Source organism: Curtobacterium sp. BRB10, from assembly GCF_031844325.1.
In the GTDB taxonomy this organism is placed as follows: Bacteria; Actinomycetota; Actinomycetes; order Actinomycetales; family Microbacteriaceae; genus Curtobacterium; species Curtobacterium poinsettiae_A.
Genome location: NZ_JAUZVA010000004.1, coordinates 394,910 through 417,715, shown reverse-complemented (window position 1 = coordinate 417,715; position 22,806 = coordinate 394,910). Strand labels below are relative to the sequence as shown.

The 22,806-nt window shown below is 70.4% G+C and carries 23 protein-coding genes and 1 pseudogene; 12 read left to right on the top strand and 12 right to left on the bottom strand.

The window, feature by feature from the left end:
- Positions 1–106: 106 nt before the first annotated feature.
- Both Q9R26_RS11395 and Q9R26_RS11390 read left to right on the top strand, forming a co-directional pair.
- The gene (locus Q9R26_RS11395) at positions 107–871 is read left to right on the top strand and encodes an ATP-binding cassette domain-containing protein (RefSeq protein WP_110864792.1); all 765 of its coding nucleotides are present in this window, start codon (positions 107–109) and stop codon (positions 869–871) included.
- On the top strand, positions 868–2,136 hold the full coding sequence (locus Q9R26_RS11390; protein ID WP_138802952.1) for a sugar ABC transporter permease: 1,269 nt from the start codon (positions 868–870) through the stop codon (positions 2,134–2,136). The genes Q9R26_RS11395 and Q9R26_RS11390 overlap by 4 nt, the downstream gene beginning before the upstream one ends.
- A gap of 119 nt (positions 2,137–2,255) precedes the next feature.
- On the opposite strand, the gene Q9R26_RS11385 is transcribed toward Q9R26_RS11390, so the two are convergent.
- The 3 genes from Q9R26_RS11385 to Q9R26_RS11375 all read right to left on the bottom strand — a co-directional run bounded on the left by Q9R26_RS11385 (position 2,256) and on the right by Q9R26_RS11375 (position 4,955).
- Entirely contained in the window at positions 2,256–3,263 is a 1,008-nt protein-coding gene (locus Q9R26_RS11385) for an SPFH domain-containing protein (RefSeq protein WP_247737528.1), read from the bottom strand.
- Between the two features lie 229 nt (positions 3,264–3,492).
- The gene (locus Q9R26_RS11380) at positions 3,493–4,092 is read right to left on the bottom strand and encodes a hypothetical protein (protein WP_311227328.1); all 600 of its coding nucleotides are present in this window, start codon (positions 4,090–4,092) and stop codon (positions 3,493–3,495) included.
- On the bottom strand, positions 4,089–4,955 hold the full coding sequence (locus Q9R26_RS11375; protein WP_311227327.1) for an SMP-30/gluconolactonase/LRE family protein: 867 nt from the start codon (positions 4,953–4,955) through the stop codon (positions 4,089–4,091). Before Q9R26_RS11375 ends, Q9R26_RS11380 begins: the two co-directional genes overlap by 4 nt.
- 70 nt (positions 4,956–5,025) lie before the next feature.
- Here Q9R26_RS11375 and Q9R26_RS11370 point away from each other — a divergent pair, with 70 nt between their 5' ends.
- The 3 genes from Q9R26_RS11370 to Q9R26_RS11360 all read left to right on the top strand — a co-directional run bounded on the left by Q9R26_RS11370 (position 5,026) and on the right by Q9R26_RS11360 (position 6,824).
- Positions 5,026–5,418: a VOC family protein gene (locus tag Q9R26_RS11370; protein WP_182065988.1), complete on the top strand. Its 393-nt coding sequence runs from the start codon at positions 5,026–5,028 to the stop codon at positions 5,416–5,418.
- A gap of 63 nt (positions 5,419–5,481) precedes the next feature.
- The gene (locus Q9R26_RS11365; protein WP_311227326.1) at positions 5,482–6,531 is read left to right on the top strand and encodes an LLM class flavin-dependent oxidoreductase; all 1,050 of its coding nucleotides are present in this window, start codon (positions 5,482–5,484) and stop codon (positions 6,529–6,531) included.
- Between the two features lie 92 nt (positions 6,532–6,623).
- On the top strand, positions 6,624–6,824 hold the full coding sequence (locus tag Q9R26_RS11360; RefSeq protein WP_111057409.1) for a hypothetical protein: 201 nt from the start codon (positions 6,624–6,626) through the stop codon (positions 6,822–6,824).
- 406 nt (positions 6,825–7,230) lie between these two features.
- Here the strand turns inward: Q9R26_RS11360 and Q9R26_RS11355 are convergent, their stop codons facing one another.
- The 3 genes from Q9R26_RS11355 to Q9R26_RS11345 all read right to left on the bottom strand — a co-directional run bounded on the left by Q9R26_RS11355 (position 7,231) and on the right by Q9R26_RS11345 (position 9,810).
- A complete protein-coding gene (locus Q9R26_RS11355) occupies positions 7,231–8,445 on the bottom strand; it encodes a glycosyl transferase (protein ID WP_027464806.1) in 1,215 nt (404 codons plus the stop codon).
- Positions 8,442–9,254, bottom strand: a complete 813-nt coding sequence (locus tag Q9R26_RS11350; RefSeq protein WP_311227325.1) for an HAD-IIB family hydrolase — start codon at positions 9,252–9,254, stop codon at positions 8,442–8,444. The genes Q9R26_RS11355 and Q9R26_RS11350 overlap by 4 nt, the downstream gene beginning before the upstream one ends.
- Before the next feature lie 169 nt (positions 9,255–9,423).
- On the bottom strand, positions 9,424–9,810 hold the full coding sequence (locus tag Q9R26_RS11345) for a MerR family transcriptional regulator (RefSeq protein ID WP_311227324.1): 387 nt from the start codon (positions 9,808–9,810) through the stop codon (positions 9,424–9,426).
- A gap of 213 nt (positions 9,811–10,023) precedes the next feature.
- Here Q9R26_RS11345 and Q9R26_RS11340 point away from each other — a divergent pair, with 213 nt between their 5' ends.
- On the top strand, positions 10,024–11,541 hold the full coding sequence (locus Q9R26_RS11340; RefSeq protein ID WP_311227323.1) for a SulP family inorganic anion transporter: 1,518 nt from the start codon (positions 10,024–10,026) through the stop codon (positions 11,539–11,541).
- A gap of 27 nt (positions 11,542–11,568) precedes the next feature.
- On the opposite strand, the gene Q9R26_RS11335 is transcribed toward Q9R26_RS11340, so the two are convergent.
- Positions 11,569–11,766 (bottom strand): hypothetical protein, encoded by a 198-nt coding sequence (locus tag Q9R26_RS11335; protein WP_311227322.1) that lies wholly within the window; start codon positions 11,764–11,766, stop codon positions 11,569–11,571.
- Between the two features lie 258 nt (positions 11,767–12,024).
- Between Q9R26_RS11335 and Q9R26_RS11330 the strand changes: the two genes are divergently transcribed.
- The 3 genes from Q9R26_RS11330 to Q9R26_RS11320 all read left to right on the top strand — a co-directional run bounded on the left by Q9R26_RS11330 (position 12,025) and on the right by Q9R26_RS11320 (position 14,218).
- Positions 12,025–12,735 carry an NAD(P)-binding domain-containing protein gene (locus Q9R26_RS11330; protein WP_311227321.1) on the top strand — a complete coding sequence of 237 codons (711 nt, stop codon included), beginning with the start codon at positions 12,025–12,027 and terminating at the stop codon, positions 12,733–12,735.
- 135 nt (positions 12,736–12,870) lie between these two features.
- A complete protein-coding gene (locus tag Q9R26_RS11325) occupies positions 12,871–13,410 on the top strand; it encodes a sigma-70 family RNA polymerase sigma factor (protein ID WP_311227320.1) in 540 nt (179 codons plus the stop codon).
- Between the two features lie 25 nt (positions 13,411–13,435).
- Positions 13,436–14,218 (top strand): hypothetical protein, encoded by a 783-nt coding sequence (locus Q9R26_RS11320; protein ID WP_311227319.1) that lies wholly within the window; start codon positions 13,436–13,438, stop codon positions 14,216–14,218.
- A gap of 61 nt (positions 14,219–14,279) precedes the next feature.
- On the opposite strand, the gene Q9R26_RS11315 is transcribed toward Q9R26_RS11320, so the two are convergent.
- On the bottom strand, positions 14,280–15,350 hold the full coding sequence (locus Q9R26_RS11315; RefSeq protein ID WP_311227318.1) for a magnesium and cobalt transport protein CorA: 1,071 nt from the start codon (positions 15,348–15,350) through the stop codon (positions 14,280–14,282).
- A gap of 239 nt (positions 15,351–15,589) precedes the next feature.
- A complete protein-coding gene (locus Q9R26_RS11310) occupies positions 15,590–16,153 on the bottom strand; it encodes a hypothetical protein (RefSeq protein ID WP_311227317.1) in 564 nt (187 codons plus the stop codon).
- Between the two features lie 100 nt (positions 16,154–16,253).
- Here Q9R26_RS11310 and Q9R26_RS11305 point away from each other — a divergent pair, with 100 nt between their 5' ends.
- On the top strand, positions 16,254–16,949 hold the full coding sequence (locus tag Q9R26_RS11305) for a YafY family protein (protein WP_311227316.1): 696 nt from the start codon (positions 16,254–16,256) through the stop codon (positions 16,947–16,949).
- Positions 16,950–17,061: 112 nt separating this feature from the next.
- Positions 17,062–17,439, top strand: coding sequence for a VOC family protein (locus Q9R26_RS11300; protein ID WP_311227315.1), 378 nt, complete (start codon positions 17,062–17,064; stop codon positions 17,437–17,439).
- Between the two features lie 10 nt (positions 17,440–17,449).
- Here the strand turns inward: Q9R26_RS11300 and Q9R26_RS11295 are convergent, their stop codons facing one another.
- The 3 genes and pseudogenes from Q9R26_RS11295 to Q9R26_RS11285 all read right to left on the bottom strand — a co-directional run bounded on the left by Q9R26_RS11295 (position 17,450) and on the right by Q9R26_RS11285 (position 18,405).
- The gene (locus tag Q9R26_RS11295; RefSeq protein ID WP_259362843.1) at positions 17,450–17,800 is read right to left on the bottom strand and encodes a MerR family transcriptional regulator; all 351 of its coding nucleotides are present in this window, start codon (positions 17,798–17,800) and stop codon (positions 17,450–17,452) included.
- Positions 17,781–18,078: pseudogene (locus Q9R26_RS11290) on the bottom strand (ArsR/SmtB family transcription factor). Before Q9R26_RS11290 ends, Q9R26_RS11295 begins: the two are co-directional and overlap by 20 nt.
- Positions 18,079–18,225: 147 nt before the next feature.
- Positions 18,226–18,405 (bottom strand): hypothetical protein, encoded by a 180-nt coding sequence (locus Q9R26_RS11285; RefSeq protein WP_182065978.1) that lies wholly within the window; start codon positions 18,403–18,405, stop codon positions 18,226–18,228.
- A 499-nt stretch (positions 18,406–18,904) separates the two neighbouring features.
- Here Q9R26_RS11285 and Q9R26_RS11280 point away from each other — a divergent pair, with 499 nt between their 5' ends.
- Positions 18,905–22,738: a TIM-barrel domain-containing protein gene (locus Q9R26_RS11280; RefSeq protein WP_311227314.1), complete on the top strand. Its 3,834-nt coding sequence runs from the start codon at positions 18,905–18,907 to the stop codon at positions 22,736–22,738.
- The last annotated feature ends 68 nt before the right edge of the window (positions 22,739–22,806 follow it).

Here is a 22,806-nt window from a genome sequence, read left to right as displayed (position 1 = left end):
GTCCGACTGCGGACCGGGCGGGCCTCACCGATCGAGGACGACACCCGTGAGCACGACACCCGTGAGCAACGCGTCACCAGCAGCACACCCCTCCGCCGACCCGGTGATGTCCCTCCGCGGGATCACCAAGCGGTTCGGCGCCGTCCAGGCCCTCAGCGACATCGACTTCGACGTCTACCCGGGCGAGGTGGTCGCCATCGTCGGCGACAACGGCGCCGGCAAGTCGACGTTCGTGAAGATCCTCGCCGGGGTCTACACGCCCGACGGCGGCACGATCACCTTCGGCGGCGACGAGGTCAGCGTCCCGAACCCCGCGGCGGCCCAGACCCTCGGCATCGCCACGGTGTTCCAGGACCTCGCCCTCGCCGACAACCTCGACGTGGTCTCGAACCTGTTCCTCGGTCGCGAGATCGCGCACCCGTTCCTCGACGAAGAGGAGATGGAGCGCCGCTCGTGGGAGCTCCTGCAGCAGCTCGCCGCGCGGATCCCGTCGGTGCGGATCCCGATCGCGTCGCTGTCCGGTGGGCAGCGGCAGACCGTGGCGATCGCCCGCTCGCTGATCGGCGACCCGCAGGTGGTCGTGCTCGACGAGCCCACCGCCGCACTCGGCGTCGCGCAGACCGCCGAGGTCCTGAACCTCGTCGAACGCCTGCGCGAGCGCGGCCTCGGCGTCGTGCTCATCAGCCACAACCTCGCGGACGTGCAGGCCGTCGCCGACCGGGTCGCGGTCCTGCGACTCGGCCGCAACAACGGCACGTTCCGCATCGACGACGTCTCCTACGAGGAGATCATCGCGGCGATCACCGGCGCCACCGACAACGCCGTCACCCGTCGCGCCGCCGCCCGGACCGAGCAGGAGACCAGCGCATGAGCAAGACCGACGAGACCCTCACCGCAGCGACCCCGACGCCCTCGGCCGCGGACCTGCAGGACGAGCGGCTCCTGCGTGACGCCGGGCTCGGCGGCGCGGCGAAGGCGTTCGTCCGACGGGTCCGTGGCGGCGACATCGGCTCGCTGCCGGTGGTCGTCGGGCTCATCGTCATCTGGGCGGTGTTCCAGGCGCTCTCCCCCGACTTCCTGTCCCCGGGCAACCTGGTCAACCTCGCCCTGCAGTGCGCCGCGGTCGGCACCATCGCGATCGGCATCGTGCTCGTGCTGCTGCTCGGCGAGATCGACCTGTCCGTCGGCAGCGTCAGCGGGCTCTCCGCCGCGATCCTCGGCCAGGGCCTGACCACACTCGGCTGGCCGCTGTGGCTCGTGCTCACCGTCGCGCTGGCCGTCGGCGCCGCCGCCGGTCTGCTCTACGGCCTGCTGTTCACCCGCTTCGGGGTGCCGAGCTTCGTCATCACGCTCGCCGGTCTGCTCGGGTTCCTCGGGCTGCAGCTGTTGATCCTCGGCCCGAACGGCTCGATCAACCTGCCGTACGACTCACCGATCGTGCAGTTCGCCTCGGCCTCGTACCTGCCGCCGTGGCTCGCCTACCTGCTCGCTGTGCTGGCAGCCGGCGGCCTGTTCTTCACCGAGGTCCGTCGCGCTGCCCGCCGCCGCCGTGCCGGGCTGTCGACCGGGGCGATGTCCCTGACCATCGTGAAGGCCGTCGCCCTGTTCCTCGGCCTCGCGCTGATGGTCTGGTACCTGTCGCGCGACTTCGGCACCGGCACCTCGTTCGTGTTCTTCGTCGTGCTGGTCGTGCTGATGAACTTCGTGCTGAAGCGCACCCGCTGGGGGCGCTCGGTCTTCGCGGTCGGCGGCAACGTCGAAGCCGCACGGCGCTCCGGCATCCGGGTGAACCGCATCTACATCTCGGTGTTCATGCTGACCTCGCTCTTCGCCACCGTCGGCGGCATCCTCGCCGCCGCCCGCCTGAACTCGGCGAGCCTGTCCTCCGGCGCCGGCGACACCAACCTCAACGCGATCGCCGCAGCCGTCATCGGCGGGACGAGTCTCTTCGGTGGCCGTGGCAGCGCCTGGTCGGCGCTGCTCGGCATCATCGTGATCCAGTCGATCTCGAACGGGCTCACCCTGCTGAGCCTCGACTCGTCGATCCGCTACATGATCACCGGCGCGGTCCTGCTGCTGGCCGTCATCATCGACTCGCTCTCGCGGCGCAGCCGCGCCAGTCACGGCGCGGCCTGAGCGGGGCCCTGGACCCCACCACGCCGACGGACGGGAGGCACGGTGCCAGCTGGCACCGTGCCTCCCGTCCGTCTCGGCGCGCGTCTCCGATCCGGGAGACGCCGGCGTCTCAGCGCGCGCTACTTGCTCTTCGAACCCGAGGTTCCCGGCAGGCTGAGGATGTTGTCGGTGCCCTGCGGCACGACGATCAGGGAGCCGTTGTCGCCAGCGCTCTTGAGGGCCTCGATCTCACGCTGCTTGAGCGCGGCGTCCGAGAGCGGGTGCTCGTTGAGGACCTCGTTGGCGTCGGCCTGACCCTGCGCTTCGGCGACTTGCTGCTGTGCCTGCACCTTCTTGGCGTCCAACAGTGCGCGCTCCTTCGTGACCTGGATCTGCGCCTGCTGTGCCGTGGCGTACGCCTCGGTGACCGACTTCGGCGGGGTGATCTCCTGCAGCGCGAAGTTGTCGACGTGCACGCCGGAGCCCTTCCACCGCGTCTCGAGCGCCTGGATCATCGATTTCTCCACCGTGCCGCGCTTGGTGATGAGCTCGATCGTGGTGAAGTCGTTCGGCACCTGACGGACGACGCTGCGCACCGAGTTGCCGATGAACTGCGTCTTGAAGTTCTCCTCGGTCTTGTACGACCGGTAGATGTCGGTGACCGACTTCGCGTCGATGCTGTACTGCAGGTTCAGGCTGACGTTCGACGAGACGCCGTCCTGGTCCTGCACCGTGACGTACGGGCCGGAGCGCACGTTGCCGTTGTTGTCCGAGTCCGAGCCGTTCACCGCGTTGATGTAGGTGACGGTCTGGTTGCGGATGTTGAACGTGTGGAGCGTGGCCCACGGTGCCTTGAAGTGGAACCCGGAGTCCGTGGTCTGCCCGACGATGTTGCCGGAGATGTCCACCTGGACCTTCGACTCGCCCGTGTCCTGCGCGTAGAGCGTGCTGCCGAGCGTGAGCCCGACGAACAGGACGCCGGCTGCGGCCGCGGTCCACGCGGCGATGAGGTTCGGGCGGCGGGTCGGGACGGCGGGGCGTGCCTCGCGACCGGGTGTGGCCGGGCGTGCGGGGGTGGAGTAGGTGCGTGTTCGGAAGTAGAGCGCGACGAGCGCGATGACGAGGAAGACGATGGCGGCGACGAACATGACGATCACTCCTGGATGCTTGTCCGAGCAGTCTGCCGTACCCGGAGGGGTGCGGGTGACGCGGGTGCGCGTGGGGCGCCGTGTCGCGTGGGGTGCCGTGTCGGGTGGGGCGCCGTGTCGCGTGGTGCGCCGTGTCGCGTGGTGCGAGGTTGTACGCCTGGTGCGACCCTGGCGCCTCGCACGAGGTGTGCAACCTCGCACCGCGTGTGCGACCGCGCACTGCGCGAGGTCAGGAGACGGGCGCGCCGACCCGATCGAGCTCGGCCAGGACTCGGCGGCTTCGACGCACGCCGATCACCGTCGCGACCGTGACGAACACCACGACGACGGCGATGAACACCAAGAACGCCCAACCCCATCCGAACGTCGTGGCCGAGGCACCTCCGAGTCCCACCAGGCTCAGCCCGGTGCCGATCAGGGTCGGGGCCGAGGCCCGGGTGGAGCGTCGCTGCCACGCGAGCATCGCCCGTACGAGCGGCACGGTCTCGGGCGTCACCGGTGCCCGTCCGCTGATCTGTCGGGTGACGGACTTGCGGTCCGCCGGGGTGAGCGCGCCGAGCGGCTGCTCCGGCGTCTCGACGAGGTACGGCAGCAGTCTGCGGTGGCGTCGAGCACGGACCCATGCGGTCACGTTCACGACCGCTCCGGCCAGGGCGAACAAGAACCAGATCACCGAGTCGGTGCGGAGCACGGAGGGAACGCTGATGAACGCCCACAGGATCGACATGCCGGCGAACCCCGCCTGCTGCGACAAGACGACCGCCGTCGGTCCGTGCTCGACCAGGTGGTCGGCGCGACGCGTCGCCTCGACGAGGTCACTCGGGCTCACCACCCCGGCACCTGAACCCGGACCGAACTGATCCGACCGGCGCGTGTCTTCGCCGTCACGGCCGGGTCGTAGCTGTCGGCGGTCGCCAGGTAGAGGGTGCGACCGTCCTCGCCACCGAGCGCACAGTCGATCGCGCAGTCCCCGGGCGCGTCGATGCGGTCCGTGACCTCGCCGCCCTCGACGACCCGCAGGAACTCCCCCGTGTCGACCGAGCAGACCCAGATCGCGCCATCACGGTCGACGGTGCTGCCGTCCGGGGTCACGCCGCCGGGCAGGGCTGCCCACTCGCGCCGCCCGGTCAGCGAACCGTCGTCCTCGATGTCGAAGGCGGTGAGGCGGCCACCCCACGTCTCGCTGACGACCAAGGTGCGGGTGCCGGGCAGGACGTTGGCACTGTTCGGGAACACCAGGCCCTCGGCGGCCAGGCGGACGGAGCCCTCGGGGTCGATCACGTAGAGCGGGCCGGGGCGCAGTTCCTCGCCCGCGTACAGGTCGTAGCCGAAGGCACCGATGTACGTCCGGCCGGTCTGCGCGTCGACCACCAGGTCGTTCACGAGCGACGACTCGATCGTCGAGAGGTCGGCGAACACCGACGTGCTGCCGTCCGGCTCGACGGCGACGACCGTGCGGGACTCCATCGAGCTGACGATCAACCGCCCGTCAGCGAGCCACCCGAGTCCCGACGACTGCCCGTCGACGGTGGCCTCGAGCCGGGGGCCGGCGGTCGAGGACGGGTCGACCGAGAACACCTCGCCGGTGTGCATGTCCGAGTACCAGAGCCGTCCGTCGTGCCAGCGGTTGCCCTCCGGGAACCGGATGCCGGAGATGACGATGTCGGTCGCGGAGTCCAGGGTGATGTGCACGGATCCAGCCTGCCAGCGGGACCGGGAAGCTGCCCGGACGGATGCCGTGACGGCGGCCTAGGGTCGTCCCATGCCGGGTCGTCACCTCATCCACCACCTGGGCGTCTTCGCCAGCGACTTCGCCGCGAGCGACGCGTTCTACACCGCCGCCCTCGCGCCCCTCGGTATCGGAGCGGGCTACCGCACCGACTCCGTGGCCGAGTTCTGGCAGCACGGGGACGACACCCCGAGCGTCTCGCTCGAGACCGCCCGGATCCCCGAGGCGACGACGCGCGGACTCCACCTGGCGTTCGAGGCCGGATCGCGGAGCGAGGTCGAAGCCTTCCACCGCGAAGCCGTGGCTGCCGGTGGGGTGTCACGGCACGAGCCGCGCTACTGGCCGGAGTACCACGCGTACACCGCGTTCGTTTCCGACCCGGACGGCAACAACGTCGAGGCCCTAATCAAGGAGAGCGGTGGCTGACCCGGTGGCTTCACCACGGTCACCGACGGACGAACGGCACGACGCATCTGGCACGATCGACCCATGCCCCTCGACGGAACCCCTCTGCGCCGGCTCGGCTTCCTGACGATCGGGTCGTTCGACCCCGCCCGACCGTCCGAGGGTCACGAGGACACTCTGCGCGTGATCGAGCGCGCCGAGGCCCTCGGCTTCGACAGCGCCTGGCTGCGCCACCGCCACCTGCAGTACGGCATCTCCTCCCCCGTCGCGGTGCTCGCCGCGGCCTCGCAGCGCACCTCGCGCATCGACCTCGGCACCGCCGTCACCCCGATCGGTGCTGAGAACCCGTTCCGTCTGGCGGAGGACCTCAGCACGGTCGACGTCCTGCTCGGCGGCCGCCTGAACCCGGGGTTCTCGGTCGGTACCCCGATGAACTTCGACCTGTACCGCGACGCGATCTACCCCGACACCCTGGAGCACGAGGACCTCGGCAACGACCGGCTCCTGCGCTTCCGTGACCTGGTGCGCGGCGACCCGGTGACGGCCACCGAGACCGTCGAACGCCGCGGCATCGAGGAGTTCGCGAGCACCGTCCAGCCGCACAGCGCCGGCCTGGCCGAACGGATCTGGTACGGCACCGGCAGCACGAAGTCGGCCGTGTGGGCGGGTGAGAACGGCTTCCACCTGCTCACCTCGAGCGTCACCCGCAGTGAGAACGGCACCGACTTCGCCACGAACCAGCGCGCTCAGATCGACGCCTACCTCGACGTCCACCCCGACCCCGCTGCCGCCCGCGTCTCGCAGGGCCTGGTCGTCATCCCGACCGACACCGCGACCGCCGAGCAAGAGGCCCGCTACCGCGCCTACGTCGACAGCCGCTCGGGTCGCGTCGGCGTGCCGCAGGGCCCCGCCGGAATGCTCTTCGCCGCCGACCTGGTGGGCACGTCGGCCGAGATCGCGGACCGGCTCCGTGCCGACGTCGGCTACCAGGCGGTCACCGAGGTCGCCTTCGCGCTCCCGTTCTCGTTCGAGCCCGACGACTACGCCCAGATCATCACGGACATCGCCGAGCGGCTGGGTCCGGAACTCGGCTGGGCGCCGAGATCCGACGGGTGGGACCCGCAGCACGGATGACGAGTCGGCCGATTGCACCGGTGGTCACGGCACTCGATGTCGGGCAAGATCAACGCGAGGGTCATCAGCACCCGTCGACTCTGGGGGGTCACATGCACGACCAGCGTCCCGAAGAACCGGTCCGACAGCACTCGACCGACTTCCTCCCCGGGGTCAGCGGCAACCCGGTCGCCCCGTTCCAGCGAGACCATCGACCGGGTAGCGCGCCGATCCGGAACGACTGGATCTTCTTCGTCCCCATCGGCGGTGTGGTCGTCCTCGGGGTCGTCGCGTACGTCATCTGGGGCTCGTGATGCGGCTCCGGGTGGGGTTCGCAGAGTCAGAGCCCGGCAGCACGCCGACGATCGAACACAATGAACGGCTCATCCGGACCTTCCGGCACACCGCGAGCCGACTGTTGTTCTGGGGGTGCGTGCTGTGTGCGCTCGGCGGCGTCTCGATCGGCTGGTCAGTAGTCGGCCCGATCCGCCTGACGGGGCTGGCTCTGGCGGGCTTCTTCGTCCTCGTGGGCTCGGGCTTCCTCGTCCTGCGGGGCCGAGTGATCCGACGGGCTCGGCCTGCCGTGGCGGCCGCGCAGGGTCGCATCGACCGTTTCCGATCATGGCAACGCTCGCAGCCAGGGTGGGTCCCCCTGGACGCCCTGCGCCGGTCCGGTCGGTGACGGCATCCTCGATGCCGTCACCGGGTCGAGTGACCTCGTCAGTCCTGCTGGTCCGCCTCCACCGCGTCCCGCAGCCGGTCGAGCACGTCCGGCACCGCTGAGCGCACCCGGCTCCAGCTCGGGATGAACGGCTTGTCGTTCGGCCGCGCCGTGAAGGCGCCGCCGGCATCGAGGATCGCCTTGGTGAAGAGCTCCACCGCGGCTTCCTCCGCGTGCTGGTCGAACGCGAGCCCGCTCATCTCGGCTTCGTGCCGGTACACCTCGACGATGTCGAGCGCGTTCCGGTAGTACGTCGCCTTGAGCACGCGGAACGAGTCGGACGTGAGCGGGACGCCCATGGTCGCGAGCTTCCGGAGCAGCGACTGCACGATGTCGTTGCCCATCCGGGCGAGGCCGCCGGTGCCGTCGGCCTCGGCGAGGGGCTGGTGCTTGTGGTCGTACGCGTCGGCGATCTCCACCTGGCACACCTGCCGGGTCGCGTAGTCGCGGTAGACCTCGGAGAGCATGCCGATCTCGAGTCCCCAGTCGCCGGGGATCTTCAGGCCGTTCAGCACGTGGGCACGCATCGCGAACTCGCCGGACAGCGGGTACCGGAAGCTGCTCAGGTACTCCAGGTACTCGGACTCCCCGTAGACCTGGCGGAGCGAGCGGAGCAGGGGCCCCACGAGCAGCCGTGCGGCGCGGCCGTTGATCCGACCGTCGGCGACGCGGGCGTAGTAGCCCTTCGAGAACTCGTAGTCGAACGCGGGGTTCGCGACCGGGTAGAACAGCCGCGCGAGCATGCCCCGCTCGTAGGTGGTGATGTCGCAGTCGTGCAGGGCGATGCAGTCCGCCCGCTCCGACGCCAGCGCGTACCCGGTGCAGTACCAGACGTTCCGGCCCTTGCCGGGCTCCCCCGGTGCCAGGCCCGCACGCTCCAGTTCGGCGTCGAGCTCGCGCAGTCGCGGCCCGTCGTTCCACAGGATCCGATGCCGCTGCGGCAGCCGCGAGAAGAACTCGCGGGCGTGCTCGAACTGCGAGCGGTCGGCCCGGTCGAGCCCGATCACGATCTCGCTGAGCCAGTCGGCCTCGGCCAGCTCGTCGACGATCCGCGACAGGGCTGGACGCTCGAGCTCGGAGTACAGCGCCGGCAGGATCAGGCTCATCGGGCGTTTCTCGGCGAAGCCCCGCAGGTCCTCCTCCAGGCTCGCGGTGCTGCGGCGACCGAGGTCGTGGAACGTCGTGATGACGCCGTTCTGGTGGAAGTCGCTCATCGGTGGCTCCTGACGGACGGGGTGGTGAACCGGGTGAGGCCCTCGGCCCAGCCCCGCGGGCCGGGGGCGGTCGTGCGGTGGACGCGCTCGGGGCGGTCGTCCGCGAGTGGTCCGGGCGTCGGGCCGTGCCCGCGGACCACGACGGCGAAGTCGACCGCGTCGAGCAGCGCGGTGTCGTTCGGGCCGTCACCGAGTCCGATCGTGCGCGGGATCGTCCCCGTCCGACGCTCGTGGTCGGCGATCAGTGTCCGGACCGCCGCGCCCTTGTCGCGGCCCGCCAGCAACACGTGCCAGAACCGACCGCCGCGCACCAGGTCGAGGCCGACCGCGGCGAGCGCCGCGCGGAACGCGTCCGCCCGGTCGTCGTCCTCGGCGTGCCAGAGCAGGACCTCGGACGCCTCGCGCTGCTGCGCTCGTCCAGCCGCTTCGAGGTCGAGCCCCGTCCACGCGGCGACGACCGCGTCGGTCACGTCGCCGAAGGTCTCGAACTGCAACTCCAGTGACTGGCGGACGCGGGCGAGTTCCGCGTGCAGCCGCTCGAGGTCGCCGTCGACCGGTCCGACCAGCACGTCGCCCGCCGGTCCGACCACGAGCGCGCCGTTCTCCGCCACGAACGCGTGCCCGTCGAGCCCGGTGCGCGCCTGCAGTGCCGTGATCTCGGCACGCGTCTTGCTGCTGCAGAACACCACGGGGACGTCGTCCGCCCGCAGCTGTTCCAGCATCGGCAGGGCCGCGTCGAACGAGTAGTCGTGGTGGTCGAGGAACGTCCCGTCGAGGTCCGTGACGATCATCAGGTCGGGTGTTGGCATCGTGCTCCGCTGGCGGCTGGCTGGGCTGCGGGCGACGATGCCCCGGACCACCCTGCCACGCGCATGCGTCGGGCGGGTGAACAAGCCGGCGTCGGTCGCGCGCCGCGACCAGCGGACGGACTGGAGGCGCGTGCCAGCTGGCACCGCGCCTCCAGTCCGTCTCGGCGGATCAGTGCGCGCGCAGGATGCTGAGGAACTCGTCGGCCCACTCGAGGTTGCGGGCGAGCTTCGCCCGGCGTTCCTCGGTGTCGACGACGTACGCGTCGAGCTGCGCCTGCAGCCGGTCGCGCTCGATGCCGTCCGCCGTCTGGAGCCCGTCGAGGATGCCGAGGAGCTCGGCCATCTGCTCGAGGGAGTAGCCGAGGGGCTTCATCCGGCGGATCACGAGCAGGCGTTGCAGGTCGTCGTCGGAGTACAGCCGGAAGCCGCCCTCGGTCCGTCCGGTGGGGTGGAGCAGCCCGACGTCGTCGTAGTGCCGCACGGTCCGGATGGAGAGCCCGGTCCGGTCAGCGAGTTCACCGATCCGCATCGGCGATGCACCTGCTGCGTCCGTCACTGCTGACCCCTTCCGCCCGGTTGCCCGGTCCGGACCGATCGTACCGATGCTTGCGCTGCAACCCTACCGTTGCGTTAGAGTCAGACATGACCGACTCTTCCGTTGCGGAAGGTTCTGGTTCCTGGCCGCACTCGGTCAGTACGCGCGACGAAGCGCCCCACGACATTCCCCCGCGGACGCCGAGCGTCCGCACCCCCTCACCGAAGGAGAACCGTGACGACCGTCACGCCCGCACCGGCTCCGGTGCACGCCAGCCCCACCGTCCTGTCCGCCCTGCGGAACCCGAAGATCCTGCTCCGCGAGGTCCTCGCCGGCCTCGTCGTGGCCCTCGCGCTGATCCCGGAAGCGATCTCGTTCTCGATCATCGCGGGCGTCGATCCGCGCGTCGGCCTGTTCTCGGCGTTCGTGATGGCCGTGGTGATCTCGTTCGTCGGCGGGCGAGCCGCGATGATCTCCGGTGCGACCGGCGCGATCGCACTCGTCGTCGCACCGGTCATGCGGGACCACGGGCTCGACTACCTGATCGCCACCGTCATCCTCGGCGGCGTCTTCCAGCTCGTCCTCGGTGGGCTCGGCGCGGCCAAGCTGATGCGCTTCGTGCCGAGGTCGGTGATGGTGGGGTTCGTCAACGCCCTCGCGATCCTGATCTTCACCGCGCAGCTGCCGAACATCATCGGCGTCGACTGGCTCGTCTGGCCCATCGGGGCCGTCGGCATCGCGATCATCGTGCTGCTGCCCCGTGTCACCAAAGCCATCCCGGCACCGCTCGTGGCGATCGTCGTCCTGACGGTCGTCACCGTGCTGGCGTCCATCGCCATCCCCACCGTGGGCGACGAGGGCAAGCTGCCGGACAGCCTGCCGACCCTGTTCATCCCGAACGTCCCGCCGACGCTCGAGACGCTGACGATCATCGCCCCCTACGCCCTCGCCATGGCCCTGGTCGGTCTGCTCGAGTCGCTCATGACCGCGAAGCTCGTCGACGAGGTCACCGACACCGGTTCCCGCAAGACCCGCGAAGCGCTCGGGCAGGGGGTGGCGAACATCGCCTCCGGCTTGTTCGGCGGCATGGGCGGCTGCGCGATGATCGGCCAGACGATGATCAACGTCAAGGCCTCCGGCGCCCGTACCCGGATCTCGACGTTCCTGTCCGGGGTCTTCCTGCTGGTCCTCGTCGTCGGACTCGGCGACGTCGTCGCGATCATCCCGATGGCCGCGCTCGTCGCCGTGATGGTCATGGTCTCCGTCGGCACCTTCGACTGGCACAGCATCAAGCCGTCCACACTGCGGCGTATGCCGGTCGGTGAGACCGTCGTCATGGTCCTCACCGTCGTGATCGTCGTGGCCACGGACAACCTGGCCATCGGCGTGATCATCGGTGTCATCGCCGCGATGATCGTCTTCGCGCGCCGCGTTTCCCACTTCACCAACGTGTCGCGGAGCATCGAGACGCTCAGCACCGGCGAGCAGCACGCGCGCTACACGGTCGAGGGCGAACTCTTCTTCGCGTCGAGCAACGACCTCACCACGCAGTTCGACTACGTCGACGACCCCGACCTGGTCGTCATCGACATGACCGGGTCGCACATCTGGGATGCCTCCACCGTCGCCGCACTCGACGCCATCGAGACGAAGTACCACCAGCACGGCAAGCGGGTCGAGATCGCCGGGCTGAACGACGCCAGCCAGGCATTCCACAGCCGCCTCGCCGGGAACCTCGGCGCCGGTCACTGACCTCTCGACCTCCGCCCGCCCGACCCGTCAGCGTCGGCGGCTCGCAGGGACGAACGCGAAGACGAACCCGATGAGCGCGGACAGGACGCCGATGACGACGACGAAGGTCGCCCGACCGCTCCAGACCGCCGGCGCGAACCAGATCATCAGCAGTTCCACGAGGATCAGCGCGATGCCGACTCCGGAACCCAGGTTCACCGCACGTTCCTTGTCACTCGACTGCATCGCAGCAACCTACGTCGCGCTCCGCGGCGCGGGCGTCCGGCTCGAGACCGACTCGACCTCCTTCGCAAGAGGGGCAATGACATGCCTGCACCAGGCTTGCAGCGGCCTGGCGGTTCCCCTCTCGCGGCGCCGTTCACTGGTCCTCCCTACGTCACGTGACGGAAGACACCGGGGCCGCGCCGCCCCACGGTGGACCGAGGGCGGCAGCACCGTGGTGCGATCCGTGCCGCACAGCCCACGACACAGAGGAGCGTCGCCATGACAGTCATCGCAGTGATCGGCACCGGCAGGGTGGGAGCGGGGTTCGCGCAGGCAGCCGTCGCCGCCGGCCACAGTGTCGTCCTCGCCAACTCGCGCGGCCCGGAGAGCCTGTCCGAGATCGTGGTCGCACTCGGCGAGCAGGCGTCCGCGGACACCGTGGTCGGGGCAGCGGAGCGGGCCGACATACTGCTCCTCGCCGTCCCGCTGCACCGGTACGACCAGCTCCCGTCGGCCGCGCTGGACGGCCGGATCGTCATGGACGCGGGCAACTACTACACCGACTGGTCCGGGCGCATCGAAGCACTTGACGACGAGTCGACCACCACGTCGGAACTCCTGCAGACTTCGTTCCCGGCCGCTCGTGTGGTGAAGGCGTTCAACAGCATCTACGCCGAGGAGATCGCCACGGACGCACGCCCGGGCGGAGGACCCCGGCGGGCGCTGCCCGTCGCGGGCGACGACGCGGCAGCCAAGGACACCGTCAGCGAGCTCATCCGGAGCATCGGCTTCGACGTCGTGGACGCCGGTCCGCTCCGCGAGGGCTGGCGGTTCCAACGCGGAACCCCGGCGTACGTCGTCCCGCTGACCGCCACCGAACTCGTGCGGGCACTCGCCGACGCGCGCCGCTACCGGGACATGGACGCGGACGAGGTCGTCTCACGTCGGACCCACCTGATGCCGGAGGCCGAGAGGGAGACCGACATCTGACGCGACCGGGCGACGCGATGGCACCCCTGTGACCGCCGACTCAGGGGTGCCCTCCCGGCCACACGACACGCCCGGCGGCGACCGATCTGTGAGGATGTTCCCTCCGTGCACACTGCGCAAGTGAAGGGGGTGGACATGAACCGATCAACCGAGCCGGACAGCGCGCTCGTGGCGGCAGCAGCGCGCGGCGACCGCAGTGCGGTCACCGCGTTGTTCGACCGTCACGCCGAGACCATGACCCGGTACACGTGGGCACTGGTCACGCGGCGCATGGACGTCGAGGAGACCGTGCAGGACGCATTCCTGACCCTGTGGCAGAAGGCCGACACCGTGGAGGTCCCCGGGGAGTCACTCCTGCCGTGGCTGCTCGTCGTGTGCCGGAACCACGCCGCGAACCTGCGACGGCAGCAGCGCCGACACGAGGGCGTCGACCTGCCGGACGAGCTCGCTGCGCCCGAACAGGACGACGATGCCCGCGAGCGGCTGCGGTGGGTCCGCGCCGAGATCGACGCGCTCGCACCACTCGATCGCCAGGTGTGCGAGCTCTGCCTCATCGAGGGCCGCTCCTACGCCGAGGCCGCCGACCTGCTCGGCATGAGCGTCGGCGCCGTCACCCAGCGCGTGTGGCGGTCCCGTGCACGGATCAAGAAGGCGGTGACGAACGATGAACGATGAACGACGAACCGACCACGGGTCCGCGATGAGCAACGAGCCACCCGGTGGCGACGACATGCGCCAGATGCTCGCCGGCATGCGGCAGCAGGTCGTCCGGGGCATGCGCGCCGAGCCCCGCCCGGTGTCCCCTGGCCGTCGGGCCGGACTCACCGCGGCGGTGATCGCGGTGCTCGGCATCGGTGCCGCGAGCGGGTCGATGGCGCTCGGCCTGGTCCCGACGCCCTTCGCCGCCGCGCCGACACCGGCTGCGACCTCTGCGGCGCCGGCCCCGGCACCGTCCGGGTCGCCGTCACCGTCAGCGGCGCGCATCACGCCGACGCCGACCCCGACGGCCGACACGACGGGGACCATCCCCGCGGCGTGCACGGACGCCGTTCCGGCAGCTGATGCTCCGCGCCTGTTCGGTTCACTGGTCCTCGACCAGCTCCGACCCGCGGTTCCCGGTGGGAAGACCGACTACTACGTCGACCCCGAGGAACCGTTCACCGCGGACGCGACGCTGGTCTGCCACTGGTCGCCGAGCGGCAGCACCGAGGACGTCGACAACCTGTTCCTCGGGATGGGCACCGTCGACCGAGGTGTCCTCCAGGCCCGGCTCCAGTCCCTCGCAGGCAAGGGCTGGACCTGCACCGACACACTCGGCGGCCGTTCCTGCCAGCACACCGAGACGTCGATGTACTACTCGGACCGGGTGGACACGACGCACACGTTCTTCGTGCGCGGCGACACCTGGATCGCGGTCACGCAGTCGAACGTCCCGACCGACGGCCTCCTGAGAGCGCTCGTCCAGCAGACCTGGACGGACTGACCGACGGACTGGAGGCACGCTGCCAGCTGGCACCGTGCCTCCGGTCCGTCGTCACGCACGCTCAGAGCCAGTGCCGCCGCTTGAACACCGCCCACAGCACGACCGCCAGCAGGACCATCGCGACGATCGCCGCGGGGTACCCCCACGCCCACCGCAGCTCGGGCATGTGCTCGAAGTTCATGCCGTAGATCGACGCCACCAACGTGGGAGCGAACAGGATGGCTGCCCACGACGAGATCTTCTTCACCTCTTCGCCCTGCTCCATCGACGCCCGAGCCAGCCGCCGGCTCTCCTCCCCCTGCGCCAGGCTCGCGCTGGTCATCCGGCGCATCGCGTCGTTCTGCTCCTGCGTCACCAGGGTCGAGTGCAGCGTGAGGGCGTTCTCGAGCAGCGTCCGGAAGGTGTCCACACGCTCGGTGACGCGGATCGCGTGGTCCAGGACGTTCCGCAGCTGGTTCTGCACCTCGGTGTCCGTGCCGTACTTCCGGGCACCCCGCAGCAAGGCGTTCAGCATCTCGGGCAGCGGGCCGATCGCGCGCTGGAACCCGATGACCTCGCTCAGCAACTGGTAGATCCGCCGCGAGGACGCCGGGTCGACGTCGCCGTCGAACAGGTCGTCCTCGATGTCGTCGATGTCGTCCTGCAGCCCGGCGACGACGGGGGCGTAGCTGTCGATGACCTCGTCGAGGACCGCGCAGAGCACCGCCTCGGACCCGCGCCCCAGGGCGTCCGGGTCGGCTTCGAGTCGCTTCCGCACGTCGGCCAGGTTCGGCTGCTCCGCGTGCCGGACGGTGACGACGAAGTCGCGGCCGGTGAACAGGTGCACCTCACCGAACTCGACCGTCTCCTCGTCCTCGTCGTACCAGGCGGGTCGCAGCACCACGAACAGGGTGTCGCCGTACCGCTCGAGCTTCGCCCGCTGGTGCCCCTTGTGCGCGTCCTCGACGGCGAGCGGGTGCAACCCGAACTCGTCCGCGACGGAGGCCAGTTCGGTGGCGGTCGGTCGGAACAGCCCGATCCAGGCCATCGCGCCCCTCCCGGCGGCGTCGAGCGCTTCGTACGTGCGCCCGAGGTCCGCGGGCGAGTCCGTCCGCGTTCCGTTGACGTAGATGCCGTTGTCGATGAGGGCCACCGGTGTCCTCCTGGTTCCGTGGTGCGTACGGGCAACCTGCCGATCATGCCGGACCGCCGACGGCGCGAGCGCTTCCCTGACGGAGCCCTCACGCTGCGCGCCGGATTCCTGTCGGAGTCCTGACACGCCCTGGGCGCGACCCCGGGACGGACTGGAGGCACGGTGCCGGCTGGCACCGCGCCTCCAGTCCGTCAGCCGTTGCGTTCAGAACCGCCGGCAGCCGGATCCGCTCGTTGCGTTCAGGGGACGTCCTCGCCGAAGGCGAGCAGCGTCCACGGCTCTAGGTCGTGCATCCCGACGCTGGTCTCCCGCTCGGTACGATCCGGCCGGAACTCTCGCTTGACGTAGTCGACGAGATCATCGCCGTAGATGACCACGTCCGTCTGGTACACCGAGAAGACGGGCGCCCCGCTGCCGACCGGCGCGGCAGGCAGGTAGCGGTGCGAGTACAACGGCACCAGCTGCGGCCACTGCAGCAGGTGCCGCTGGGCCACCTCGAGACGCTGCGACTCATCGCTGGGTCGCTCGCCCCACGACCCGGGCCAGAAGGCGTCGTGACGGACGTCGAACAGGACGCCCTCGACCGGCCACCGGATCGCCCGTCGCAGCCGTTCGTCTTTCCGAGCGCGCCAGTCGAACCAGCCGTCCCCGCTCGGCACTGCGAGGGAGAGCAGGGCTCGGTGGTCCGCGCCGAACCGGATGCCGTACCGACGCTCGGCCCGGGCCAGTTCCCGTTCGGACAACCCGCGTTCGATCGCAACGCCGAACGTCCGGAGGAGTTCGACGGTCAGGGCTGCAGACACCCCCGCAGCGTAGGCGGACGGATGCGAGCCCCACGAGCACGTGGCAGACGAGACGGCGTGGATCTGACGGAACCCTCGGCACGACAGCGAAGATGGCCAGGTGAATCGCACCGATCGGCTCTACGGCCTCGTGGAGGAGTTGCGCGCCGTCTCCCCGCAACCGCGGAGCGCGCGTCGTCTCTCGGAGCGGTTCGAGGTGTCGGTCCGGACCATCGAACGGGACATCTCCGCGTTGCAGCAATCGGGTGTGCCCATCTGGGCGGAGCCCGGCCGGACGGGTGGGTACGTCATCGACGCGTCCGCAACACTCGGCCCGGCGGGCTTCACGCCGGACGAGGCCCTCGCGGTGCTGATCGGGCTCGGCTCGCTGGGGCGCAGTCCGTTCCGGCAGGCGGCGCAGACCGCGGCCAGGAAGACGCTCGCGGTGATGCCCGCCGAGGACGCCGCACGAGCCAGCGCACTGGCATCCCGGGTGCACTTCCTGGAGGACGACGAGGACACGGCCGTCCCGGCCGAGTTCGCGGCGGCCCTGCGCGCGGATCGGGTCGTGCGACTCCGGTACCGGGACGCTGGCGGAGCGGAGTCCGTCCGCGACGTCGAACCGCTGGGGTCGATCGGGAAGGACGGTCAGTGGTACCTGATCGCCTGGTGCCGGACCCGCGACGGGGTGCGGGCGTTCCGCGGCGACCGGATGCTGTCGGTCGAGGTCACCGACGAGCGGCCGGCGCAGCGCGTCCTGCGATCCGAGGATCTCGCGATCCAGTACGGACGACTCCGGCCGGTCCTCGACGACTAGCGCGGTCGATCCCCGGAAACGCGGTCGGTTTCCGGAAACACCGACAGGACGGTGTCGCGGCGGCCGGTGAAGCTGGTCGCTCCGAGTCAGCAGCACCACCGTGAGGAACCCCATGTCGTTCGCATCCGTCCGCATCATCACCGACGACCTCGAGGGCATGGTCGCCTTCTACGAGCGGGTCACCGGCCAGCCGGCCGAGCGCCCCGCACCGGTCTTCGCGCAGTTCACGGGCGCGGGTGGGACCCTCGCGATCGCCAGCACCGCCACGGTCGCCATGCTCGGCGGCGCGCTGACGCCGGCGACGAACCGTTCCGTGCTCATCGAGTTCGAGGTCGCTGACGTCGACGGCGACTTCGCCGGACTGCGGTGCAGCAGCGACGACGTCGTCCTGGAGCCGACCACGATGCCGTGGGGCAACCGCTCCGCACTGGTCCGCGACCCGGACGGCAACGTCGTCAACCTGTTCAGCAGGCCCGCCGCCGCCAGCTAAACCGCGTTGCTCAGGCCGCGGCGGCGTTCGCCGACGAGCGGCACTCCTCCGGCGGCCGCCCCGCGACGGACTCCGCCGCGATGTCGCGGAGCCGCGCGAGGCGGTCGTGGATGGCACCGAGGGCCTCGATCTGGCGTCGGATGCGATCGCTCTCCTCGTCGAAGTGGTCGAGCATCGTCCGCGTCGCGACCCCGGTGTCGAGGAAGGGCAGGATCTCGACGATCCGACGACTCGGCATGCCCGCCGCGTAGAGCATCTGCATGAAGCGCACCCGCGCGACATCGGGCTCGCGGTACTCCCGGTGTCCGCCCGTGGTCCGCGCGGATGCCTGGACGCCGCGACTACGCAGAGCGGTCAGCACGCGCGGCTCCCTCGTGGTGGTGGGCGGGGTGCCGTCGAGCTGGTGCTCGGCCTGGAAGACCGAATCGGACACGAGCTGTCGGGCGTGCTCGTTCGTGAGCCGGTAGAAGACGCGTGTGCCTTCCTGTCGGGTGGCGACCGCGCGGCCAGACGCAGCTTGGCGAGGCATTGCGAGACCGCGGCTGGCGACTTACCGACCTGCTCAGCGAGGTCGTTCACGGGCAGCTCGCCGTCGGAGAGCGCCAGCACGATCCGCACCCGGGTGGCATCGGCGAGCATGCTGAACACCTCGACCGCCAGCTCCACGTAGTCACTCTCGACGTGGCGACCACCCCTGCTATCTGCATCTATGCGCAGACTCTTGCATATCCGTTCGGTAGTCGATCGGCCACCGAACGGTGGTGGGCTCACTCACCCTCGAGCGCGTCAGAAGTACATGCGCCCCCGAGCGATGTCGGCCTCGGCCTGCCGAAGGGCGTCCGCGACTTCGGGGTCAGTCCCCTCGAACTTCGCCGCTCGAGAGCCAAAGTTCGTGTAGCGGTGCATGACGAACCACAGCACGAGGAGCACCGCCAAGACCAAACCGGTTCCGATCCACCACCACATGCGGGCAGCGTAAGAGCGACCAACCGCGCGCGCAAGCAATGCAATGCGCCGTCGAAGGAGTGGCTGTGGCGTTCGCGGATCCCAATCAGCTGTTGTCCTCCTGGCTCGACCTGCCCGCAAGAGGTTCCTGCAGCAGAGCTCGAGCACCACGCCGCGTTCATCCGCCGAATGGTCGGTGCCGCGTCGGACGCTGCGGACCGGCTCCGCGGCGAGAAGCCGTCGCACCAGCGGGGCGACGGCGGGCCTGGAGGCACGGTGCCAGCTGGCACCGTGCCTCCAGTCCGTCAGCGTCTCGAGTCCAGGGCCACAGACGACGCGACCACGCCGCTCACCATCGCGGCGCGAGCCGCGAAACGAGCCGACCCCCGGCTGCCCCTTCCTCGGGAGCCGTCCTGGTCGTATGGTTTACAGCGTTGTAAACGGGCCGCCGCAGGGACGGCTCGCAGGTCACGGCCGTTGCACGGCCCGATGGACGACGACGTCCACGAGGAGCACCCACTTGCGCCCCATCTCCTTCCGATCCCGAGGGCTGCGCCGTGCGCTGTCGTCGGGCATCGTCGCTGCGACCGCCCTCGGCATGCTCGCGATCGCTGCGATCCCGGCCGCCGCGGACCCGGCCGCCGACCGCACCGTCGTCTCGGGCCAAGCCCGGTTCGAGGTGCTCTCCCCCACGCTGATCCGCACCGAGTACGCCGGCGACTCGCAGTTCACCGACGGCAGCACCTTCAACGTCATCGGCCGCGACGACTTCGCACCGACCACGTTCACGAAGACCGAGCGGGACGGCTGGCTGACCCTCGACACGGGCGCGATGACCGTCCGGTACAAGGAGGGCTCGGGGGCCTTCACGCAGGACACCCTGCAGACCACCGTGACCACGGCGTCCGGCCAACGGGTCACCGGCACGCCGTGGGTGTCGACGCCCACCCCCTCGTGCACGATCGGGTCGCTCTGCGAGGCCGAGATGCTCGGCCTCACCGGCCTGTCGCTCGCCACCGACCACACGGGCTTCACCGGAGCCGGGTTCGCCGCGGGCTTTGAGTCCGTCGGCAACGCGATGACCTTCACGACCACGGCGGACCAGGCCGGCTCGTACGACCTCGCCCTGCGTTACGCGAACTCGCAGGGCGGCGACGGCCAGGTCGCCACCCGCACCCTCAGCGTGACCGTCGACGGCGGCACCGCGAAGACGATCCGGCTCGCACCCGGCGCGAACTGGGACGACTGGAAGACCACCGCCGCCACGACGCTCGACCTGACGGCGGGCGAGCACCGCGTGCGCATCGAACGCACCGCGGACGACTCCGGCCGGGTGAACGTCGACAGCCTGGCCCTGGTCAGCACAGGCGCCGCCTACCCGGCTCCGTCGACCACGGTCACCGGCGAGGACTGCGCGTTCGGCACCGTGTGCCAGGCCGAGGACTCGGCACGCACCGCTCCGGCGACGACCGCCACGAACCACAACGGCTTCGCCGGGGTCGGCTTCGTCGCCGGGTTCGAGCGTGCCGGCGCGCAGCTGACGACCCGCGTCACCGGGGTGCCCGCCGCGGGCGACTACGCCCTGCAGGTCCGCTACGCCAACGGCTCGGCCGGGACGCCGACGCTCACCGCGGCCCCGACCGGTCAGCAGGCCACCACTGCACCGCTCCCGAAGACGAGCGGCTGGGACTACTGGAACACCGCCACCGTGCCGGTGCGCCTGGCCACCGGCGCGAACGACGTCGTGATCGGGTGCCCGACCGTGGCGAACAACTGCAACGTGAACTTCGACACCGTCGCCGTGGTCGACACCGCGTCGCCGGTCCTCGCCGCACATGCACCGCTCGGCGGGTACCGACGCGACCTCGACACCGCCAACGGATCGGTGAAGACGAACCCGGGTCTGCTCTACCAGGACGGCTGGTCACTCCTCGACGACAGCGCCTCGGCGCTGTACGACCAGGCGACCGACACCGTCACCCCCGCCGGCGACCACGGCGGCGAGCGCTACCAGGACGGCTACGTCTTCGGGTACGGCAGCGACTACCGTCACGCCCTGCAGGAGCTCGCCGTCCTGACCGGTCCGACGAAGCTGCTCCCCCGCTGGGCGTACGGCGTCTGGTACTCCGAGTACTACGACCGCTCGCAGGCCGACTACCTGGCGATCGCGAAGCAGTTCGACGACGAGGACGTCCCCGTCGACGTCATGGCGATCGACACCGACTACAAGATCGGCAGCCCCACCAACCAGGGCGACAGCAAGTGGAACGGCTGGTCGGTCGACCCGTCCCGGATCCCGGACATGACCGGCCTGCTCGCCGACTGGCACGCCCAGGGCATCCACAACACCCTCAACATCCACCCGTCGATCTCGAGCCAGGACCCGCAGTTCGCGAAGGCCCAGGCCACCGCGAAGGGCAAGCTCACCAAGGGCGACGGCGACCGGTACCTGTTCGACTGGTCCGACCCCGACCAGCTGAAGGCCTACTTCGACCTGCACACGTCGCTGCAGCCGAAGGGCGTCGACATGTGGTGGCTCGACTGGTGCTGCAGCGAGAACTCGAAGTACTCCGCGAACGGAGTCACCCCCGACGCGTTCATCAACCAGCAGTACGCGAAGTACACCGACGAAGCGCTCGGCGGCCGGGGGCTCGCGTTCTCGCGGGCGTACGGCTCACTGACCGCGGGCGGCTACGGCAACCCGCAGGCCGTCCCGACCGGCCCGTGGGCGGACAAGCGCACGACCGTGCACTTCACCGGCGACACCACGTCGTCGTGGGACATGCTGCTCGCCGAGGTCGGCTACACCCCCGGTGAGTCCGCCGCGACCGGTCTGGCCTCGGTCAGCCACGACATCGGCGGCCACAACGGTGCGCAGTACGGCATCGAGGGCGCCGAGGAGGGCACGACCCAGCTGCCCGAGGACCTCTACGCCCGCTGGGTGCAGCTCGGTACCTTCCAGCCGATCGACCGCCTGCACAGCAACCACAGCGACCGGCTGCCGTGGCAGTACCCGGCCGCTGCCGAGGCCTCGGCCAAGCGGTTCCTGAACCTCCGCGAAGCCTTGGTCCCCCTGACCTACACGCTCGCCGCCCAGGCCACCGAGACGGGCGCCCCGATCCTGCAGCCGCTCTACCTGCAGTACCCCGAGGCGCAGGAGTCCTACGCCCAGGCCGGCTCGGAGTACCTGTACGGCCCCGACGTGCTCGTCGCCCCGGTCACCACCGCGAACGACGACTCCGGCAAGGCCACCCGCTCCGTCTGGTTCCCGGCCGGCAGCTCGTGGACCGACTGGTTCACCGGCAAGACTTACGCCGGAGGCACCACTGCCGACGTGACGACCGACCTGAACAGCATGCCGGTGTTCGTGAAGAGCGGCGGGATCGTCCCCACCCGCTCCGAGCAGGTCGAGAACGACGCCGCACCGCTCGATGCCGTCACCCTGACGGCGGCGACGGGCGCGGACGGCTCGTTCGACCTGCACGAAGACGCCGGCGAGGACACGGCTGCGAAGTCGAGCCCGATGACCACGGCCGCCGTCACCGCGAAGGCGGAGGCGGGCAGCGCCACCACCGCCGTCCGCTACACACAGCAGGCGACCGGCGGCTCGCTCGACATCGCCCCCGCCGACGGTTCCTTCGCCGGCCAGGTGCAGGACCGTTCGTGGACGGCGACGTTCACCAACGCCGACCGCCCCCGCACCGTCACCATCGACGGCCGCGCGATCGCGGACACCGCGTGGACCTACGACGCCGGCACCCGCACCATCAGCGTGCCGGTCGACGAACGGTCCGTGACCAAGCGCACGGTCGTCGCCTTCAGCAGCAGGGCGGCGGCGACGCCGGTCCTGCGGGTCGAGTCGCCCCGGGTCGACGCGGGCGACATGCAGACCGTGACCGGCGCCGGCTTCCCGGCCGACACCGACGTGGCGCTGACGACCACGCCACGCATCGGTGGTGCCACCGCGCACACCGACGCCCGTGGTGCATTCTCAGCCGACCTGCGGGTGCCGGGCACGGCGTCGGGTCGGGTGACCGTCACCGCGTCGGTCGATGGTGCGTCCCTGGCTCGGGCCGCCTTCACCGTCGTGGCTGCGGCTGCTCCGGCGCCGACCACGTCGCCGGGTGCGGGCCTGCCGGGCAGCGGCGCTCCGGCGCCGGGTGACAGCGGATCCGGCGCACCGGGCGCGGCAGCGCCGGGCAACGGTGGCGCGGATGCGGGCAGCGATCCGGGCGGTGCACTGGCCTGGACGGGCTCGAACCTGCTCCCCCTCGGGCTGTTGGCGGCGGCACTGCTCGCGGCCGGTGGACTCGTGTGGACGCTGCGGAGCCGGCGACGGCGGGCGCGTGGCTGAGCCCGCCTGAGCGGGCGCCCGTCACGGGCAGATCACGGACGGACGGGAGGTGGGCCCCACCCGCCGGT

Coding starts and splice junctions, on each gene's coding strand:
- Q9R26_RS11395 (WP_110864792.1), top strand. CDS start 107: ATGTCCCTCCGCGGGATCACCAAGCGGTTCGGCGCCGTCCAGGCCCTC.
- Q9R26_RS11390 (WP_138802952.1), top strand. CDS start 868: ATGAGCAAGACCGACGAGACCCTCACCGCAGCGACCCCGACGCCCTCG.
- Q9R26_RS11385 (WP_247737528.1), bottom strand. CDS start 3,263: ATGTTCGTCGCCGCCATCGTCTTCCTCGTCATCGCGCTCGTCGCGCTC.
- Q9R26_RS11370 (WP_182065988.1), top strand. CDS start 5,026: ATGCCGGGTCGTCACCTCATCCACCACCTGGGCGTCTTCGCCAGCGAC.
- Q9R26_RS11365 (WP_311227326.1), top strand. CDS start 5,482: ATGCCCCTCGACGGAACCCCTCTGCGCCGGCTCGGCTTCCTGACGATC.
- Q9R26_RS11360 (WP_111057409.1), top strand. CDS start 6,624: ATGCACGACCAGCGTCCCGAAGAACCGGTCCGACAGCACTCGACCGAC.
- Q9R26_RS11355 (WP_027464806.1), bottom strand. CDS start 8,445: ATGAGCGACTTCCACCAGAACGGCGTCATCACGACGTTCCACGACCTC.
- Q9R26_RS11350 (WP_311227325.1), bottom strand. CDS start 9,254: ATGCCAACACCCGACCTGATGATCGTCACGGACCTCGACGGGACGTTC.
- Q9R26_RS11335 (WP_311227322.1), bottom strand. CDS start 11,766: ATGCAGTCGAGTGACAAGGAACGTGCGGTGAACCTGGGTTCCGGAGTC.
- Q9R26_RS11330 (WP_311227321.1), top strand. CDS start 12,025: ATGACAGTCATCGCAGTGATCGGCACCGGCAGGGTGGGAGCGGGGTTC.
- Q9R26_RS11325 (WP_311227320.1), top strand. CDS start 12,871: ATGAACCGATCAACCGAGCCGGACAGCGCGCTCGTGGCGGCAGCAGCG.
- Q9R26_RS11320 (WP_311227319.1), top strand. CDS start 13,436: ATGAGCAACGAGCCACCCGGTGGCGACGACATGCGCCAGATGCTCGCC.
- Q9R26_RS11300 (WP_311227315.1), top strand. CDS start 17,062: ATGTCGTTCGCATCCGTCCGCATCATCACCGACGACCTCGAGGGCATG.
- Q9R26_RS11285 (WP_182065978.1), bottom strand. CDS start 18,405: ATGTGGTGGTGGATCGGAACCGGTTTGGTCTTGGCGGTGCTCCTCGTG.